Below are 18,313 nucleotides of genomic sequence, written 5' to 3'. Positions count from 1 at the left end.
ATGCCCCTCCGAAGGCGGATGAATGGAGGGGTACCTATAGTAACACGGGTGCACGCAGACCACCAAGCCGGGGCATATCATATGCATTGCCCAATGGTCGGCGGCTCCGCTAATGCTGGCGGGTGTCCCGCAACGATCAGATACCGCCTCATGTCCTTGAACAGTGCCGCCTTCCCCCGCTTCATCGCCATCGACTGGTCCGGCGCCCGCGGCAAGCGCTATGCCGGCATCGCGGTGGCGGAGTGCCGGGACGGCGATTCGGCCCCCATTCTGGTGGACGGTCACGGCGGCTGGTGGTCGCGGACGGCTCTGTTCGACTGGCTGCGAACGGAACTGGCGCGCGAACCGGCATTGGTCGGCATCGACTGCGCCTTCTCCCTGCCCTTCGCGGTGGCGGCGCGCGGCTTTCCCGGCCGGGAAGCCTCCGTCTTCGACCTGTGGGACGCGGTGGAGCAGGCCTGTGCCGGCGAACCCGATTTCGGCGGCGGCCCTTTCGCCGTGCATCCGCTGCATGGCGCCGGCTTCTGGCACCGCGGGCCGCAGCCGGACTGGTACGAGGATCCGCACCGGGCGACCGAATGGGCCTGCCGCGCCGACGGGCTCGGCCATCCGCAGAGTCCGTACAAGCTGATCGGCTCGCGTCAGGTCGGCAAGGGGGCGCTCGCCGGCATGCGGGTGCTGCGCGCCCTGCGCGCGGCATTGCCCGGACGGCTGGCGGTCTGGCCCTTCGAGGACCCGGCGCCGGACGGCAGCGTGATGGTGGAGATCTACCCGCGCCTGTTCCTGAAACACACCGGCTTCGGCCAGCGCAAGATCCGCGATGCCGCCGAGTTGGACGAGGCATTGCGCCGGTTGGGCTCGCGTCCGCTGGAGCGGACCGGCATCATCAGCGACCATGACAGCGACGCGCTGGTTTCGGTCGCCGGCCTGCGCCGGCTCGCCGGCATCCCGCGGGCCTGGACGCCTCCGGGGCTGGACGGGACGGCCCGACGGCAGGAAGGATGGATTTTCGGCGTGGGGATGACGGGATCATGAGTGCGGTCGACGGGGTGCCGGCGGAAGGTCCAACCCAGGGCACGGCAGGCGGTTCCAAAGCGGGCGGATCGCGCCGCCCGGCAATCGACGTCGCGCGTGGGTTGGCGCTGGTCGCCATGGCCCTCTATCACGCCAGCTGGGACGCCACCTATTTCGGGCTCGCCCGCTTCGACCTGCTGGGCGATCCGCTCTGGCTCGCCGCCCGCACCATGATCCTGTCGAGCTTTCTGCTGCTTGCCGGCGTCGGGCTGGTGCTGGCGACCCGCGACGGCCTCGACACCGGACGCTTCCTGCGCCGGCTGGGACGGGTGGCGGCCGGGGCGGCGGCGGTTTCGGCGGCATCCTACGCCCTGTTCCCCGACAGCCCGATCTTCTTCGGCGTGCTGCACCACATCGTACTGGCGAGCATCGTCGGCCTTGCCTTCGTCCGTCTGCCGGCGGCACCGACCCTGATGGCGGCTGCGGCGGCGGTGCTGGCCGGCACCTCGCTGTCCTTTGCCATCTTCGACAACCCATGGCTGCGGTGGATCGGGCTGACCACGGTAGCGCCGGATTCCAACGATTTCGTGCCGGTCCTGCCCTGGATCGGCGCCGTGCTGACGGGAATCTGGCTGGCACGGCTATGGCCGGGGATCGGCGAGGGCGTGGCGGTGAGCGGTGCCGCCGGGCGGATTCTGGCGCTGGCCGGACGGCACAGCCTTGCGGTCTATCTGCTGCACCAGCCGCTGCTGTTCGCCGTCGCCTGGGCCGCGGCACAACTCCTGCCGGTGGAGGCACCTGCCGTGCGCGATTTCCGGGCCGCCTGCGTGGCGAACTGCGAGCGCGCCGGCGTCGCGTCGGCAACCTGCACCGCCAACTGCCGGTGCGTGCAGTCGGAGTTGGCGCGGAAGGGGCTGTGGGAAGGCTTCGTCGCCAATCGCCTGAGCGAGCGGGAACAGCGCGGGCTCGAAGACGCGGTTGCCGTCTGCCGCAAGCCCTGAGGGTGGGTGCGGCCGGGTGGCTGGCCGCCCTCAACCGATCAGACCGGATGGATCAAACAGACTGGCGCTTTTCCAGCAGGCCGCGCAGCAGGCTGGTCAGCGTCTCGGCCAGACGGTACTGGTCCTCGGGCGGCAGGGTGTCGATGACACCCGCGAAGTCGTTGAGCGGATCGTGGCGCAGCAGTTCCAGTGCCTTGGGCGTCGGATGCAGCTGGGTGACGCGGCGATCCTCCGGAACCGGAACGCGGACCAGCAGTTCCTTGCCCACCAGCACTTCCACCATCTGCGAGGCGGCGCCGCGCGTGGTGGCGTGGAAGTCGGCGAAGGCCGACACGGTGCGCTGGCTGTTGTTGGCGCCGGCGAAATAGCGCAATGCCGTCCACTGCGACGGCTTCAGCCCGTGGGTATAGCCCAGGCTGTCCGCGATGTGGGCGATCTGCAGCATCACGTCGGCAATGGCCTGCGGCGACGCGCCGCCGGTGTGATCCGAGTGGGCGATGTCCATTCCGGCTCCCATGGATCCGGCTCCGATCGAACCCGCTCCGATGGGAGAACCGATCGAAGTGCGATCCAGCGCACCGTTCTTCCGCACCGACATCCGTCCCGCAGCAACGCCGCGCACTTTTGCGAAGTCCATTTTTTCCACTCTATAAAGTTTAGTGGCTATACGATGGCCATACAAAGAGGCAGGCGGCTATCGCTGAAAGGCGGCAGCCACGTCGATCATGAGATCGTCACATACTGTAGCGCGACTGAACTGAAAACGGAACCGTGAACACTTCGCTCGTTTGTTGCGAATTGTCGCATCGCCGGAGGCGATCCGGTCAAGGCTCGGCTGCAGGAAACCCTTGTGGAACACAGGCGAAATCGACATATCGGCCATGCCGATCCGCTTCGCCGCCATGTTTCACTGGCGTAATCTTCGATTCGGCGGTATACGCGCGCGATGACCACATCCCCCGTTCCGAAGTCCGCATCGCCGGCCGCCGCCCAGACCATGGGCGCCCCGAAGGTCGGCATCGTCAGCCTCGGCTGCCCCAAAGCGCTCGTCGATTCAGAGCGCATCCTCACGCGCCTGCGCGCGGAGGGGTACGAGATCTCCCCCAGCTACGACGGCGCGGACGTCGTGCTGGTCAACACCTGCGGCTTCCTCGACAGCGCCAAGAAGGAATCGCTGGACGCCATCGGCGAGGCGATCAAGGAAAACGGGCGGGTCATCGTCACCGGCTGCATGGGCGTTGAATCGGACCTGATCCGGCAAATCCACCCCGGCGTGCTGGCCGTCACCGGTCCCCACCAGTATGAACAGGTGGTCACCGCGGTGCACGAGGCGGTGCCTCCGACGCACAACCCCTTCACCGACCTGGTGCCGCCGGAAGGGCTGCGGCTGACCCCGCGCCACTACGCCTACCTGAAGATTTCCGAAGGCTGCAACAACCGCTGCAGCTTCTGCATCATCCCGTCCTTGCGCGGCGATCTGGTCAGCCGGCCGATCCATTCGGTCCTGCGCGAGGCGGAAAAGCTGGCGGTCGCCGGCGTCAAGGAACTGCTGGTCATCTCCCAGGACACCAGCGCCTACGGCGTCGACGTGAAGTACAAGTCGGAGAAATGGTACGACCGCGAGGTCCGCACCCGCTTCTTCGACCTATGCAACGAGTTGGCGAACTTCGACCTGTGGGTCCGCCTGCATTACGTCTACCCCTACCCGCATGTGGACGAGGTCATCCCGCTGATGGCGGAAGGCAGAATCCTCCCCTATCTCGACATCCCGTTCCAGCATGCCTCGCCCACCGTGCTGAAGGCGATGCGCCGCCCGGCCGCCCAGGAAAAGCAGCTGGACCGCATCCGCAAGTGGCGGCAGGACTGCCCGCATCTGGTCCTGCGCTCCACCTTCATCACCGGCTTCCCCGGCGAGACGGAGGAGGACTTCCAGTTCATGCTGGACTGGCTGAAGGAGGCCCAGCTCGACCGCGTCGGCTGCTTCAAGTACGAGCCGGTGGAGGGTGCGACCGCCAACGACCTGCCCGGCGCCGTCCCGGAAGAGGTCAAGCAGGAGCGCTGGGAACGCTTCATGGAGACGCAGAAGGCCATCAGCGCCGAACGGCTCCAGCAGAAGGTGGGCTGGACGCTGGGCGTGCTGATCGACGAGGTGGACGAGGACGGGGCCATCGGCCGCTCCTACGCCGACGCGCCGGAGATCGACGGCAACGTCTTCCTGAACGGCGAGACCGGCCTGAAGCCCGGCGACATGGTCGACGTCACCATCGAGCATGCCGACGAATACGACCTGTGGGGCAGCGTCGAGCGCGACCTGTAACCCACAACCGGACCGGAGAGCGCCATGCCCGTCACGCCGGACGATGCCGAACTGATGGACGTCCAGCAGGGCGGGCGCTGCTTCTTCTGCGACGGGCCGGTGGGGGCGAAGGCGACCTTCGACCACCTGATCCCCCAGGCCTATGGCGGGATCGACGATCCGGCCAACGTCGTGCTGGCGCATCGCCGCTGCAACCAGCGCAAGGACGACCGTCTGCCGACCGACGAGGAACTCGACCGCTTCTTCGCACTGCGCCGCTCCAGCCGGCTCGGCGTCTGGTCCCCGTTGCGTGCGCTGCGCGACGGGGATGAGGGGGCCGACGAGGAGGAGCGGTGGATGGCGGTGGCTCTGGCGATCGCGCGGGAACGGCAAGGCGCCCGATCCGGTTGATGGGAGGATACCTTATATAATGGGAGACTCCCCCCGATGACCGGTTCGCAGAACAAGCAGCCCCACACCGAACAGACCATCCGCCACACCGAGGGCGAGCAGAACACCGGCAACCACAAGAAGCCGGACGCCCCCGATGCCAAGGGGGCCGACCGCTTCGGCGGCACCCGCGCCGGCGCGGAGAATGTCGAGCCCAAGAAGTAATCGGCGGGTCCGGGGACTTTTCGGGCTGGCATCCCATGCCCGGCCTGTGCGAGACCTGTGCGAGATCAGGGGGGCGGCGCCCAGGGGCGTGATATCGAGACGTCATGCCCCAGGCGACCGCCCCCACCTCGCACCCGTGACCCGATGGCTCCTTCGATCTTCAAACGCTACAAGCTCCATTTCACCCGGCCGCTGCCCGGCCTGCGCCCCGGCCGGCCGGAACGGGATGCCATGGTGGAGCGCGTCCGCCGGCTGGCCAGCGAGAACGGCATGGCCGGCGACCTGCACGCCATCGCTCCCAACGCCGGCTTCGGCATCCTGGAGGTCCGCTGCACCGAACGGCTGGCCCGCCGCCTGTCCGACCTGTCGGAAATCGAAACCGTCCAGGAAGCCTGACCGCCGGACGTTCCAATGCGCCGTTCCCCCGCGCCGGTTCGGCGCGCCAAATCGCGCGATGGTGTTATACGGCTGGCCGCAACGTCCCACCGCCCTAGGTCAGGCTCGACCGGTCCCGACGCGCGGGCCGGAACCACCATGACCTGAAGGGGAGACACCGACATGGCGATGCGGCAATCGGACGCCGAATGGCGCGGCGACCTGAAATCGGGCAGCGGCAAGATGCGGCTGGGCAGCGGCGCCTTCGAAGGCGCCTATTCCTTCCCGTCCCGCTTTGAAAACGGCCAGGGTACCAATCCGGAGGAGCTGATCGCGGCAGCCCATGCCGGCTGCTTCTCCATGGCGTTGTCGGCCGGGCTCGCCCAAGCCGGCCACACCCCGACCCGCGTCCACACCACCGCCAAGGTCCATCTGGAAAAGGCCGGCGCCGGATTTGCCATCAGCCGGATCGAGCTGGAGTGCGAGGCGGAGATCCCCGGCATCGACGAGGCCACCTTCCAGGAGCAGGCGGCCGGCGCCAAGGCCAACTGCCCGGTGTCGAAGGCGCTCGCCGGCACCGAGATCAGCCTGACCGCCAAGCTGGTCTGACGCCACGGCGATCCGTGCGCCGCCCGGTCGACGGGCGGCGCATTCGCCCCTTGGCGTGCCGACGGAGATAATAAATCGACTTGGCCGGCATGAACCTGCCGGAAGGCAAGGGGTCGTCCGCGCCGCTGCTCGGCCGAAGGGCAGATTGACCCGACAGCTTCCGCCCACCCATAGTGCCGCGTTCCGCGCGCGGAAGCTCCCGTCTTCCGTCCGCCGTATCAATCGAACGACGGACAATGTTTGCCGCAGCCACTCGCCTTCTTAAGCCAGCACTTCTTCTGCTTGCGCTCGCATGGGCTGCACCGGCGGCTGCGACCGAAGCCGGCAGGCCGGCGACCGGGCCCGAACCGGTGATCCTGGCGCTGGACGGCGAATTCGGGCTGACCAACAGTACCTCGGCCGAGGCCATAGAGCGCGGCATCCTGACCGCCATCGACGACGTCAACCGCCAGGGCGGCGTGCTGGGCGGACGGCCGCTGGCCCTGATCACGCGCGAACACCGGTCGATCTCCGCCCGCGGCATCAAGAACATCCGGGAACTCGCCACCATCCCCGACCTGATCGCGGTGTTCGGCGGCCGGTTCAGCCCGGTGGTGATCGAGGAACTGCCGGTCCTGCAGCAGACCCGCACCCTGTTCCTCGCCCCCTGGTCGTCGGCGGACGGCATCGTCGACAATGGGATGAAGCCCAACTACATCTTCCGCCTGTCGCTGCGCGACGGGCTGGCCATGCCCTTCCTGCTGACGCGCGCCGCCGACCGCGGGCTGACCCGCGTCGGGCTGCTGCTGACCAACACCGCCTGGGGGCGCTCCAACCTGGAGGCGGCGAACCGTCATCTCGCCGGACGCGACAGCCCGAGCGTGGTCGGCACCGCCTGGTACAACTGGCGCGACCGCTCTCTGATCAACCAGTACGAAGAGTTGGCGGCCGCCGGCGCCCAGGCCATCCTGCTGGTCGCCAACGACGACGAGGCCGCCGTGCTGGTGCGCGAGGTGGCAGCCCTGCCGCCCGGCCGGCGGCTGCCGATCCTCAGCCACTGGGGCGTTACCGGCGGCGATTTCACCGGCCAGGCCGGACCGGCCCTGCAGGAGGTCGACTTCACCGTGATCCAGACGGTCAGCCCCTTCCGCATCCCGCCCGAACGGCTGGCGCCTGTCCTGGAAACCGCCGGGCGCCTGTTCGGCATCCACCGGCCGGAGGACATCGTGTCGCCGGTCGGCTTCCTGCACGCCTACGACCTGACCCGCATCCTGGCGCTGGCGATCGACCGCGCCGGCACCACCGACCGGGCCGCCGTGCGCGACGCGCTGGAGCAGGTCGGCCCCTATCGTGGGGTGATCCGCGATTTCGACCGCCCCTTCGCCCCCGGCCGGCACGAGGCGCTGGGACCGCAAGACCTGCTGATGGCGCGCTTCCGCGCCGACGGCGTGCTGGTCCCGGTGGAATGAGCGCGCCGATGACCGGACCCGATCCCTACCGCCCCCCGAATGGCGCCATCCCCCCGAGCGCCATCCCCCCGAGCGCCATCCCAAGCGCGGCGCAGCGGATGCTGACCTCCGGCCGGCTGGCCCGCCGCTTCGCGCTGGTGTCGCTGATGCTGGGCGTTCTGATCGCCATCCTGATCGGCGCCAGCCTCTATGTGGTGTCGAGCCGCCATCTGGCACGCCAGCATCTCGCCAATGTGGAAGCGAACGCCAGCCTCGCCGCCCGCCAGACCGAAGGGCTGCTCAACACGCTGGCCACCACCGTGCGCGACTTGGCCGACAACAGCGTGCTCGCCACCGCTCTGGTCGATTCCGCGGGCAAGGAAACCTATCTGGTCCCCTTCCTGGGCAGCTTCAATCACATCGCCAGCGTGCCCGTGGCGATCGTCTTCACCGACTTCGAAGGGGAACCGATCGCCGACAACGGGCGCCAGTCGGGCACGCTGTCCATCGGCCCCGCCGACATGGCCTGGCTGCGTGCCGCCATCCCCGCCGGAAAGCCGGCGGCCACCGTGATCCACCAGGACGGCACCCATTACCTGCTGGCGGCGGAGATGCTGATCTATTCCCGCACCAGTTCGCCGGAAGGGGCACTGCTCTACAAGGTTCCGCTCGACTCCCTGGTGCTGCATCCGGAAGCGGAGTTGCTGCACACCGCGGAGGAACCGCGGCCGCTGGCCCCGGACATGATTGCGGTGACCGTTCCGCTCACCGTGCCGAACCGGCTGTCCACGCTCGGGCTGCAGCTTCGGCTGGAGGCGCCGGGCACGCCGACCACCGCCCTGCTGTCCTGGATGCTGCCGGCCTACGGTCTGGTCGCCGTCGCCGCCCTGCTGGCGATCTACATCGGCAGCCGCGCCGTCGGCAGCCACATGACCCGCTCCCTGCGCGAACTGGAACGGCTGGCCGGCTCCATCGCCACCGACGGCTTCACCGGCCAGCGCGCCAGGGTGCGCGGCAACGACGAGGTGTCGGCGCTGGCCCGCGGCTTCAACGCCATGCTGGACCATATCGCGGCGATCCAGCGCGAGCGCGAGATGCGCGCGGCGGAGGAGATCACCATCCAGCGGACGCTGGCCGAACGCGCCGAACAGGCGCGCGCCGAGGCCGAAGGCGCCCGCAACGAGGCGGAGCGTTCGCGCCAGGAGGCGGTGATGGCGCTGATGGTGGCGGAGCGCGCCAACGCCGCAAAGACCCATTTCCTGGCCGCCGCCAGCCACGATCTGCGCCAGCCGGTACAGTCGCTGGTCCTGCTGACCTCGGCGCTGGCGCTGAGGCTGGGCGACCATCCCGCAGCATCGCTGGTCGGCAGCATCGAGGCGTCGATGGACGCGCTGTGCCGGCTGCTCGACGCCATCCTGGACATCTCGAAGCTGGATGCCGGCACCGTCTCCCCCAACGTGCAGACGGTGTCTCTCGGCGCCATCTTCGCGCGGCTGGAGGGGGAATACCGGCTCCGCGCCGCGGAGAAGGGCATTGCCTTCCGCAGCGTTCCCACCGACGTGACCCTGAACGCCGACCCGGCCCTGCTGGAGCGGATCATCCGCAATCTGGTGGAGAACGCACTGCGCTATACCGACCATGGCCGCATCCTGCTGGGCTGCCGCCATGGCTCCGGGACCTTGCGCATCCAGATCTTCGACACCGGCATCGGCATTCCGCCGGAGCATCTGGAGCGGATCTTCCACGAGTTCTACCAGATCTCCAATCCCACCCGCGACCGCGGCAAGGGGCTGGGGCTGGGGCTCGCCATCGTCGACCGGCTGGCACGGCTGCTGGGATACCGGGTGCATGTCGCCTCCCGGCCCAACCGCGGCTCCTGCTTCACGCTGGAAATCCCGATGCCGGCCCTGTCCGCGCCGGCCATCTCACCTGCGGCCGAGGCGGAGGAGCATGCCCCGCAACCGGGGCGCGGCATCGCACTGGTGATCGACGACGACCCGCTGGTGCGCGAGGGACTGACCCTGCTGATCGAGGATCTCGGCTGGCGGGCGATCGCGGCGGACAGCGCCGGCCATGCGCTCCGCCTGCTGCGGGAGCAGCCGCGCCCGCCCGACTTGGTGATCGCCGACTACCGGTTGGAGGCGGGCGCCACCGGGCTGCAGGCGATCCACGCGGTTGAGACCGCACTGAAGGAGCAGGGGCACGCATCGCCCCTCAGCGTCGTGCTGACCGGCGACACCGCGCCCGAACGCATCGCCGACGCCGAGGCCAGCGGCTATCGCATCCTGCACAAACCCATCGCCGCCAAGGAGGTGGCGCAGTTGCTGAGCGACGCGCTTCTGGCCGGGCCCGACCGCGACGACGCCCGCTGGCCCACACCCGAAGGTGCCGGCCGCCGCGACTCGGCCATCCTGCAGGGCTGAGCGCGCCGGCCGGCTGCTTCCTGCCTTCGGCACGCTATCCGCGCTGGGATTGCCCGGCGGCATCGATCTGGAGGGCGAGCCGCTCTATGGCGCGCACCGCCATCTCCTGGCGGTGCGCCGGGTCTCGTATCTCCTGCCGCAAATGGGCCGCCACCGCGTCTTCCAGCGCGCCCCGCGCCTCCTCGGGCGTCAATAGACCCTTTTCAACCATTGCGATCACCAACGATTCACAAATCGAGAGAGCGGCCATGCCCGCCGCCTCTTCCTCCGCCGTCATCATGCCCCCCGTCTGCTTGTTCCATGCATCGCCCCGGCGTCGGCGCTGCCCATCCGACATCGCAAAAGGCATAGGAACAACAGCGGGGTCTGTGGCGCGTCACACCACGTTCGAAGAAAAAATCGGGCCGATTAACCTATGTTGTAGCCCTATTTGACGAAAGCCTTAAACGTTCGATACGACGCGGAACCGGTTGAACTTCGCATCCGTTCATCAAGGCGCCAATATTAGGACAAAGAAGGCAAAGAGACGATCATGACTCGCGCCCCGGCGAGCCGCGCACAAGAATCCACTCCATTGTGGCTCAAATTGAGCAGCTACCTCGTTCTGTCGGATGAGGAGAAATCGTACCTTTCCGATTTGGAAAGGACGATCGTGCGCGAGCCGCCCCGGACGGATCTTCTCCAGCAGGGCGAAAGATACCGGGATGTCCGCATCATGCGCGACGGCTGGGCAATCCGTCACAAAGCCTTGCCGGACGGACGGCGCCAGGTGGTCAACTTCGTCCTGCCCGGCGATCTCATCGGCATGTATTGCACGCTGTTCGAATCCGCGGACCACAGCGTCACCACCCTGACCGCGGTGGAGGTGGCGAGCTTCCCGCCCGAACGGATCGGCGAGCTTTTCCGCTCCTTCCCGCGTCTTGCCGCCGCCCTCGCCTGGTCGGGCGCACGGGAGGAGGCCATCGTCGCCGAACGCCTGCTCAGCCTGGGCCGGCGCACCGCGCTGGAGCGCACCGCCCACCTGATCGTGGAGCTTCTGCGCCGGCTCAGCATCGTCAACATGGCGGCCGACGGGCATTTCGTGCTGCCGGTGACGCAGGAGATCCTGGCCGACGCGCTGGGGCTGAGCATCGTCCACATCAACCGCACCCTCCGCCGCCTGCGCGACAGCGGCCTGATCGAGTTGAACGGCCAGCGCATCACCGTCAACGACGTGCGCCAACTCGCCTCCGTCGGCCAGTTCGACGAACTGTACCTCCACCTGATCCGCGCGCCCCGCCGCCTGGAACGCGCCTTCTCCGGCGCCCACCACCACAACAGCGCCCGCCCGGACGGCGAAGATCGAGCGAAGGCGTAAGACTGTCTCCCCTTCCAAGACTTTCGCCCCCAACCAACACCAGTCCCCTCCCCCGCTCAGCGGGGGAGGGTTAGGGTGGGGGCATGCGTGGCGAGGATTCTTGGAAATCCACGCAATGCGTCCCCTTCACCCTCTCCCCGAGGGGGAGAGGGGATATTCCAGCGCCATGGTCAGTTATACCTGAGGCAGCACATCTCCCCCTTCAGCCTGCCTTTTCTGCATCGCACAAAGTCCGACAAACCATAACGTCCGTGTATCGGCGTGAGCCTCTGCGCGCCATTTTCCAGCAGTGTGCCGCCTAGGCCGCACCTCCAATCACCAACTTAATTATCTGACAAAAAACGCTTTTAGCCACTCTCACCACTCCACCCCAAAAGCGACACATAATTGAGCTTTACAGTCGTTGATCTGTATCATATTTTTCCTTGAGAAATTGTTCGCTGGACGCGCAATCCATCTCGGGGATGCCGATGTACACGCAGGGTTTGGATGCCAAGACCGAGCAGGGCGCTCAACCGTCTCCCCGGCTGGTGACGGAGCAGGAAGCCGCTCTCCAGGGCCGCTTCCAGGAGCGCGTCGACGCCGAGGAGAAGATCGAGCCGCGCGACTGGATGCCGGAGGGCTACCGCCGCACGCTGGTCCGCCAGATCTCGCAGCACGCCCATTCGGAAATCGTCGGCATGCTGCCGGAAGGGAACTGGATCACCCGCGCGCCGACCCTGCGCCGCAAGGTGGCCCTGCTGGCCAAGGTGCAGGACGAGGGTGGGCACGGCCTCTACCTCTACAGCGCCGCCGAGACGCTGGGCGTGTCGCGCGACGAGCTGGTCGGGCAACTGCTGTCGGGCAAGGCCAAATATTCCAGCATCTTCAACTACCCGACCCCGACCTGGGCCGACATCGGCGCCATCGGCTGGCTGGTCGACGGCGCGGCGATCATGAACCAGGTGCCGCTCTGCCGCTGCTCCTACGGTCCCTATGCCCGCGCCATGGTCCGCATCTGCCGGGAGGAGAGCTTCCACCAGCGCCAAGGCTACGAGCTGATGCTGGCGCTGGCCCAGGGCACGGCCGACCAGAAGCGGATGGCGCAGGACGCGCTGAACCGCTGGTGGTGGCCGTCGCTGATGATGTTCGGCCCGTCGGACGACCAGTCCGCCCACTCCGCCCAGAACATGGCGTGGAAGATCAAGCGCTTCTCCAATGACGAGCTGCGCCAGCGCTTCGTCGACGCCACTGTGCCGCAGGCGGAGTTCCTGGGGCTGACCATCCCGGACCCGGAGCTGCGCTTCAATGCCGAGACCGGCCATTACGAATTCGGCGCCATCGACTGGACCGAGTTCAACGAGATCCTGAAGGGCAACGGCCCCTGCAACCGCGAGCGCATCGAGGCCCGCCGCAAGGCGTGGGACGACGGCGCCTGGGTGCGCGAGGCCGCCACCGCCCACGCCGCCAAACGCAAGCAGCGCGCCCTGAAGAAGGCCGGCTGACCAAAGAATTCCGAGGGAAGAGACGATGGACCGTAAGGACTGGCCGCTGTTCGAGATCTTCATCCGGCCGAAGAACGGGTTGTCGCACAAGCATGTCGGCAGCCTGCACGCCGCCGACGCCCGTATGGCGCTGGACAATGCCCGCGACGTCTACACCCGCCGGGGCGAGGGCGTCAGCATCTGGGCGATTCCGGCCTCCAGCATCGCGGCGTCGGACCCGTCGGAGAAGGCCAGCCTGTTCGATCCGGCCGACGACAAGGTCTACCGCCACCCGACCTTCTACGACATCCCAGCAGACGTGAAGAACATCTGATGAGCACGGATCTCAAAGAGGCCCTGTTCGGCTACACGCTGCGGCTGGGCGACACCTCGCTGGTGCTGGGGCACCGGCTGTCGGAATGGTGCGGCCATGCGCCGGAACTGGAAGAGGACATCGCGCTGACCAACGTCGCGCTCGACCTCGTCGGCCATGCCCGCATGCTGCTGACCTACGCCGGCGAACTGGAGGGCAAGGGCCGCGACGAGGACCGCCTCGCCTACCGGCGCGACGTCTTCGACTACCGCAACCATCTGCTGGTCGAGCAGCCCAACCGCGACTTCGGCCACACCATCGTCCGCCAGTTCCTGCACGACGCCTGGGCGGTGGAGCTGTACGGGCGGCTCTGCGCCTCGACGGACAAGACGCTGGCCGGCATCGCCGCCAAGGCGGTGAAGGAGGTGCGCTATCACGTCCGCCACAGCGGCGACTGGCTGGTCCGGCTGGGCGACGGCACCGACGCCAGCCATGCCAAGGTCGCCGACGCGCTGGGCCGGCTCTGGCCCTACACCGGCGAGATGTTCGAGCGCGACGAGGCCGAACAGGCGCTGGTCGCCGCCGGCATCGTCCCCGACCCGGCCGAGCTGAAGGCCGGTTGGACCGCCCGCGTCGAAGCGGTGCTTGAGGAGGCGACGCTCGACCGCCCGGCCGACGGCTGGATGCAGAAGGGCGGCCGCCGCGGCGAGCACAGCGAGCATCTGGGCTATCTGCTGGCCGAGATGCAGTTCCTGCCGCGCGCCTATCCCGACGCGACCTGGTGAGGGCGAGATGCCGGATGCAGCAGGCTGCTGGGGACCGGAGCCGGGCGCCGATGCGGTCGTGAAGGCTGCCTGGGACGCGCTGGCCGGGGTGATGGATCCGGAGATTCCGGTGCTGAGCATCGTCGATCTCGGCATCGTCCGCGCGGTGACCGCCGACGCGGACGGGCGGCTGGCGGTGGCGTTGACGCCGACCTATTCCGGCTGCCCCGCCACCAACGTGATCGTTCTGGAGGCGGAAACCGCACTGGCCCGTGCCGGGCTCGACGCCCGCGTCTCGGTGGTGATCGCCCCGCCCTGGACGACCGACTGGATCAGCGACACCGGCCGCGAAAAGCTCGCCGAGGTCGGCATCGTCCCGCCGCCGCACTCCGGCAAGCGGTCGCTGACCGCACCGGACGAGGTGATCGCCTGCCCGCGCTGCGGTTCGGAGGACACCCGCCAGATCAGCCGCTTCGGCTCCACCGCCTGCAAGGCGCTGCACGCCTGCAACGCCTGCCTCGAACCGTTCGACGTGTTCAAATGCCATTGATGAGTGGTCGCGACGATTGCCCCCTCCCCAACCCTCCCCCGCTCTCAGCCGGCCGAAGGCCGGTCCGATGCGGGAGAGGGAGCACGCCCCAAAGCGGCGGCAGTCCCCTCTCCCACCGAAGGTGGGGGAGGGTTAGGGAGGGGGCATCCGCCGCGACCACTGCCACTCCACCGGCCCGACCGAGGACCACCCCATGACCACCCCCAGCTTCCACCCGCTGACCATCCGCGAGTGCCGGCGGGAGACCGCGGACACCGTGTCGATCGCTTTCGACGTGCCGGCCGATCTCGCCGACCGCTTCCGCTTCGTCCAGGGCCAATACCTGACCCTCAAGACCCACATTGGGGACGAGGAGGTGCGGCGTTCCTACTCCATCTGTTCCGGCGTGGGCGAGGGCGAGCTGCGCGTGGCGGTGAAGAAGGTCGATGGCGGCCTGTTCTCCACCCACGCCAACCAGTCTCTGGCGCCGGGCGCGGTGCTGGAGGTGATGACGCCGATGGGGCGCTTCCACACCCCCATCGACCCGAACGCCGCCCGCACCTACGTCGCCTTCGCCGCCGGCAGCGGCATCACCCCGGTGATGTCGATCCTGAAGACCGTGCTGGCGCAGGAGCCGAAGAGCCGCTTCGTGCTGGTCTACGGCAACCGCACCGTCTCCTCCATCATCTTCCGCGAAGAGCTGGAGGACCTGAAGAACCGCTATATGGGCCGGCTGGTGATCCACCATGTGCTGAGCCGCGAACCGGAAGAGGCCGGGCTGCTGGGCGGCCGCATCGGCGCCGGTCTTGTGCGCGAACTGTGCGCGGGTCCCTTGAAGGCGGAAGACATCGACGCCGCCTTCCTCTGCGGCCCGCAGCCGATGGTGGAGGAGGTGCGCGACGCGCTGGCCGCCTGCGGCACGCCGCCCGCCAACATCCATGTCGAGCTGTTCGGCACCACGACCCCGGCACGCCCGGCCGCCAGGAAGGTGGCGACCGACACGCCGACCGACGCTGCGACAATCGCCATCCTTCAGGACGGCAAGCGCAAGGAATTCACGCTGCCCTACGATGGCGACAGCATCCTCGACGCCGCCCACCGGCATGGTGCCGACCTGCCCTATTCCTGCAAGTCCGGCGTCTGCTGCACCTGTCGCGCCAAGGTGCGCGAAGGCAAGGTGGAGATGGCCGAGAACTACTCCCTGGAACCGTGGGAGGTCGAGGCCGGCTATGTCCTGACCTGCCAGTCGCGCCCGCTGACCGAACGGGTCGTCATCGACTTCGACGCCGCCTGACCAACGCCGCCTAATCAACGAGAAAAAGGAAACGCCCCGCCATGACCACCACCCCGCAGAGCCTGTTCGAGACGCACGAGGCGACGCTGCAGAAGGCCGTCGAGGCTTGCCGCAGCCGCGCCTACTGGTCGGCCTTCCCCGAAATGCCGAGCCCGCGTGCCTATGGCGAGACAGCGGCGGCGGATGGCGAGGCGGCCTTCGCGGCCTACCGCGACAAGCCCTTCGAACTGGACCAGCCGGGCGTCACCGGCACGGTGGGGGGTGAGCGCTCGCCCTTCGGCTTCGACCTCGGCATCACCTATCCGGTGTCGGACGTCGATGCGCTGGTGAAGGCGGCCAAGGCGGCGATGCCGGGCTGGCGCAAGGCGGGGCCGAACGGCCGGGCCGGCGTCTGCCTGGAAATCCTGAAGCGGCTGAACGCGCGCAGCTTCGAGATCGCCAACGCGGTGATGCACACCACCGGTCAGGCCTTCATGATGGCCTTCCAGGCCGGCGCCCCGCACGCGCAGGACCGCGGGCTTGAGGCGGTGGCCTATGGCTGGAAGGCGATGACCGACCAGACCCCGGCCGCCCGCTGGGAGAAGCCGCAGGGCAAGAACCCGCCGCTGGTGATGGACAAGCGTTTCGAGGTGGTCGGCCGCGGCGTCGGGCTGGTCATCGGCTGCGCCACCTTCCCGACCTGGAACGGCTATCCCGGCCTGTTCGCCAGCCTCGTCACCGGCAATGCGGTGATCGTGAAGCCCGGCCCGACCGCCATCCTGCCGCTCGCCATCACCGTGAAGATCGCGCGCGAGGTGCTGGCGGAGTGCGGGCTCGACCCCAACCTGGTCACGCTCGCCATCGGCGACACCGTCGCCAAGGATCTGGCGCTGCGGCCCGAAGTGGCGGTGATCGACTACACCGGCTCCACCGGCTTCGGCGACTGGCTGGAGCAGAACGCCCGTCAAGCCCAGGTCTACACCGAAAAGGCCGGCGTCAACACGGTGGTGATCGACGGCACCGACGACCCCAAGGGCATGGTGCGCAACCTCGCCTTCACGCTCAGCCTCTATTCCGGGCAGATGTGCACGACGACCCAGGTCATCTTCGTGCCCAAGGACGGCATCCAGGCCGGGCCGGAACGGATGAGCTTCGATCAGGTCGTCTCGGCGCTGGCCGGCGGCGTCGACAAGTTCCTGTCCGACCCGGAACGCGCGGTGGAGGTGCTGGGCGCCATCCAGTCCGACGCCACGCTGGCCCGCATCGACGAAGCCGCCAAGCTCGGCACCGTCGTGCTGCCGTCGCGCGCCATCGCCCATCCGAAATTCCCCGACGCCCGCATCCGCACCCCGCTGATCCTGACCATGGATGCGGCCGACGAGGACAAGTACGGCCATGAGCTGTTCGGCCCGATCTCCATCATCGTGAAGACCGACAGCACCGCCGACAGCCTGGAACGCGCCGCCCGCCTGACCCGCACCAAGGGCGCCCTGACCACCGGCCTCTACAGCACCGACCCGCAGCTGATCGAGCAGGCGACCGACCTGTTCGTCGAGGCCGGCGTCGCCCTGTCGGTCAACCTCACCGGCGGCGTCTTCGTCAACCAGTCGGCGGCCTTCAGCGACTTCCACGGCACCGGCGCCAACCCGGCGGCCAATGCGGCGCTGTGCGACCTCGCCTTCGTCGCCAACCGCTTCCGCGTGGTGCAGAGCCGCGTTCCGGTTCTGGAGGCCGCGCAATGAGCGACCAGAAGACCACTGACAAGACCATCCTCCTCGACATCGCCGACGGCGTCGCCACCATCACGCTGAACCGGCCCGACCGGCTGAACAGCTTCACCGCGGCGATGCATGAGGAACTGCGCGAGGCCGTCGGCGAGGTGCGCGACGACAAGGCCGTGCGCTGCCTGCTGCTGACCGGCGCCGGCCGCGGCTTCTGCGCCGGGCAGGATCTGTCCGACCGCGCCGTCGCGCCCGGTGCCCAGGGTCCGGATCTCGGCGTGTCGATCGAGACCAACTACAACCCGCTGGTCCGGTCCCTGCGCGCCCTGCCGATGCCGGTGGTCTGCGCCGTCAACGGCGTCGCCGCCGGGGCGGGCGCCAACATCGCGCTGGCCTGCGACATCGTCCTGGCGGCGCGCTCGGCCAGCTTCATCCAGGCCTTCTGCAAGATCGGGCTGATCCCCGACAGCGGCGGCACCTGGACCCTGCCGCGTCTGGTCGGCCATGCCCGCGCCATGGGCCTCGCCATGCTGGGCGACAAGGTCTCGGCCGAGCAGGCGGAAGCCTGGGGCATGATCTGGAAGGCGGTGGACGACGACAAGCTGATGGCGGAGGCCGGCGCGCTCGCCCGTCAGCTCGCCACCCAGCCGACGCGCGGCCTCGCCCTCATCAAGCAGGCGCTCAACGCCTCCTCCGCCAACGACCTCGACACCCAACTGGATCTGGAGCGCGATCTCCAGCGCGAGGCCGGACGCACGCACGACTACCGCGAGGGCGTCGCCGCCTTCGTCGAGAAGCGCGCGCCGAAGTTCGAGGGGCGGTGATGGCGGCGCTCGATCCCTCCGTCACCGTCGCGGTGGTCGGGGCCGGCGCCATGGGCCAGGGCATCGCCCAGGTCGCGGCCCAGGCCGGCCACCCGGTTCTGCTGGTCGACACCCGGCCCGGCGCCGCCCAGGCCGCCGTCGCGTCCATAGCCAGGGCGCTGACCGCGCTGGTCGAAAAGGGCAAGCGCACGGCGGCGGAGCGCGACGCCACCGTGGCCCGCTTGCGCGCCGTCGACGGTCTGTCCGACCTCGCCCCCGCCGGGCTGGTGGTGGAGGCCATTGTCGAGGATCTCGACGTCAAGCGCCGCC

Annotated in this window: 19 protein-coding genes and 1 pseudogene; 18 read left to right on the top strand and 2 right to left on the bottom strand. The window is 68.5% G+C overall.

Annotated elements, in window-relative coordinates:
* Positions 1-150 precede the first annotated feature (150 nt).
* Together F1643_RS12945 and F1643_RS12940 are read left to right on the top strand one after the other, a co-directional pair.
* A complete protein-coding gene (locus F1643_RS12945) occupies positions 151-1,035 on the top strand; it encodes a hypothetical protein (RefSeq protein WP_194913576.1) in 885 nt (294 codons plus the stop codon).
* The gene (locus F1643_RS12940; protein ID WP_255542728.1) at positions 1,032-2,015 is read left to right on the top strand and encodes a DUF1624 domain-containing protein; all 984 of its coding nucleotides are present in this window, start codon (positions 1,032-1,034) and stop codon (positions 2,013-2,015) included. The genes F1643_RS12945 and F1643_RS12940 overlap by 4 nt, the downstream gene beginning before the upstream one ends.
* A 52-nt stretch (positions 2,016-2,067) precedes the next feature.
* On the opposite strand, the gene F1643_RS12935 is transcribed toward F1643_RS12940, so the two are convergent.
* Entirely contained in the window at positions 2,068-2,520 is a 453-nt protein-coding gene (locus F1643_RS12935; RefSeq protein ID WP_149227146.1) for a MarR family winged helix-turn-helix transcriptional regulator, read from the bottom strand.
* A gap of 492 nt (positions 2,521-3,012) precedes the next feature.
* Between F1643_RS12935 and rimO the strand changes: the two genes are divergently transcribed.
* The 7 genes from rimO (at position 3,013) to F1643_RS12900 (ending at position 9,760) form a co-directional block, all read left to right on the top strand.
* Complete coding sequence (gene rimO / locus F1643_RS12930; protein WP_194913614.1) at positions 3,013-4,332, top strand: 30S ribosomal protein S12 methylthiotransferase RimO; 1,320 nt, start codon at positions 3,013-3,015, stop codon at positions 4,330-4,332.
* A gap of 24 nt (positions 4,333-4,356) precedes the next feature.
* Complete coding sequence (locus F1643_RS12925) at positions 4,357-4,722, top strand: HNH endonuclease (protein WP_194913574.1); 366 nt, start codon at positions 4,357-4,359, stop codon at positions 4,720-4,722.
* A 36-nt stretch (positions 4,723-4,758) separates the two neighbouring features.
* Positions 4,759-4,926 (top strand): hypothetical protein, encoded by a 168-nt coding sequence (locus tag F1643_RS12920; RefSeq protein ID WP_188092527.1) that lies wholly within the window; start codon positions 4,759-4,761, stop codon positions 4,924-4,926.
* Positions 4,927-5,070: 144 nt separating this feature from the next.
* Positions 5,071-5,322 (top strand): hypothetical protein, encoded by a 252-nt coding sequence (locus F1643_RS12915; RefSeq protein WP_014189516.1) that lies wholly within the window; start codon positions 5,071-5,073, stop codon positions 5,320-5,322.
* A gap of 162 nt (positions 5,323-5,484) precedes the next feature.
* Positions 5,485-5,910, top strand: coding sequence for an OsmC family protein (locus F1643_RS12910; RefSeq protein WP_149227140.1), 426 nt, complete (start codon positions 5,485-5,487; stop codon positions 5,908-5,910).
* 350 nt (positions 5,911-6,260) lie between these two features.
* Positions 6,261-7,358 (top strand): ABC transporter substrate-binding protein, encoded by a 1,098-nt coding sequence (locus F1643_RS12905; RefSeq protein WP_194913573.1) that lies wholly within the window; start codon positions 6,261-6,263, stop codon positions 7,356-7,358.
* Positions 7,359-7,366: 8 nt separating this feature from the next.
* Entirely contained in the window at positions 7,367-9,760 is a 2,394-nt protein-coding gene (locus F1643_RS12900; protein WP_255542727.1) for a hybrid sensor histidine kinase/response regulator, read from the top strand.
* A gap of 34 nt (positions 9,761-9,794) precedes the next feature.
* Here F1643_RS12900 and F1643_RS12895 read toward each other — a convergent pair whose 3' ends face one another.
* On the bottom strand, positions 9,795-10,040 hold the full coding sequence (locus F1643_RS12895; RefSeq protein ID WP_194913571.1) for a hypothetical protein: 246 nt from the start codon (positions 10,038-10,040) through the stop codon (positions 9,795-9,797).
* A gap of 372 nt (positions 10,041-10,412) precedes the next feature.
* On the opposite strand from F1643_RS12895, the gene F1643_RS12890 reads away from it, so the two are divergent.
* The 9 genes and pseudogenes from F1643_RS12890 to F1643_RS23125 all read left to right on the top strand — a co-directional run.
* On the top strand, positions 10,413-11,117 hold the full coding sequence (locus tag F1643_RS12890; protein ID WP_194913570.1) for a Crp/Fnr family transcriptional regulator: 705 nt from the start codon (positions 10,413-10,415) through the stop codon (positions 11,115-11,117).
* Between the two features lie 470 nt (positions 11,118-11,587).
* Positions 11,588-12,601: a 1,2-phenylacetyl-CoA epoxidase subunit PaaA gene (gene paaA / locus F1643_RS12885; RefSeq protein ID WP_194913569.1), complete on the top strand. Its 1,014-nt coding sequence runs from the start codon at positions 11,588-11,590 to the stop codon at positions 12,599-12,601.
* Between the two features lie 25 nt (positions 12,602-12,626).
* Positions 12,627-12,914 carry a 1,2-phenylacetyl-CoA epoxidase subunit PaaB gene (paaB, locus tag F1643_RS12880; protein WP_194913568.1) on the top strand — a complete coding sequence of 96 codons (288 nt, stop codon included), beginning with the start codon at positions 12,627-12,629 and terminating at the stop codon, positions 12,912-12,914.
* Positions 12,914-13,678 carry a 1,2-phenylacetyl-CoA epoxidase subunit PaaC gene (gene paaC / locus F1643_RS12875; protein ID WP_194913566.1) on the top strand — a complete coding sequence of 255 codons (765 nt, stop codon included), beginning with the start codon at positions 12,914-12,916 and terminating at the stop codon, positions 13,676-13,678. The genes paaB and paaC overlap by 1 nt, the downstream gene beginning before the upstream one ends.
* Before the next feature lie 7 nt (positions 13,679-13,685).
* Positions 13,686-14,207, top strand: coding sequence for a 1,2-phenylacetyl-CoA epoxidase subunit PaaD (gene paaD / locus F1643_RS12870; protein WP_255542725.1), 522 nt, complete (start codon positions 13,686-13,688; stop codon positions 14,205-14,207).
* A gap of 193 nt (positions 14,208-14,400) precedes the next feature.
* Positions 14,401-15,480 (top strand): 1,2-phenylacetyl-CoA epoxidase subunit PaaE, encoded by a 1,080-nt coding sequence (paaE, locus tag F1643_RS12865; protein ID WP_194913565.1) that lies wholly within the window; start codon positions 14,401-14,403, stop codon positions 15,478-15,480.
* A gap of 41 nt (positions 15,481-15,521) precedes the next feature.
* Entirely contained in the window at positions 15,522-17,201 is a 1,680-nt protein-coding gene (gene paaN / locus F1643_RS12860) for a phenylacetic acid degradation protein PaaN (RefSeq protein ID WP_194913564.1), read from the top strand.
* The gene (gene paaG, locus F1643_RS12855) at positions 17,198-18,004 is read left to right on the top strand and encodes a 2-(1,2-epoxy-1,2-dihydrophenyl)acetyl-CoA isomerase PaaG (protein ID WP_194913563.1); all 807 of its coding nucleotides are present in this window, start codon (positions 17,198-17,200) and stop codon (positions 18,002-18,004) included. Before paaN ends, paaG begins: the two co-directional genes overlap by 4 nt.
* Positions 18,004-18,297: pseudogene (locus F1643_RS23125) on the top strand (3-hydroxyacyl-CoA dehydrogenase NAD-binding domain-containing protein); the annotation flags it as partial. The gene paaG and the pseudogene F1643_RS23125, both read left to right, overlap by 1 nt.
* Positions 18,298-18,313: the final 16 nt, after the last annotated feature.

The sequence above is a fragment of the Azospirillum sp. INR13 genome (assembly GCF_015390205.1).
GTDB lineage: Bacteria > Pseudomonadota > Alphaproteobacteria > Azospirillales > Azospirillaceae > Azospirillum.
This window is presented reverse-complemented; position numbering and strand designations above follow the sequence as displayed.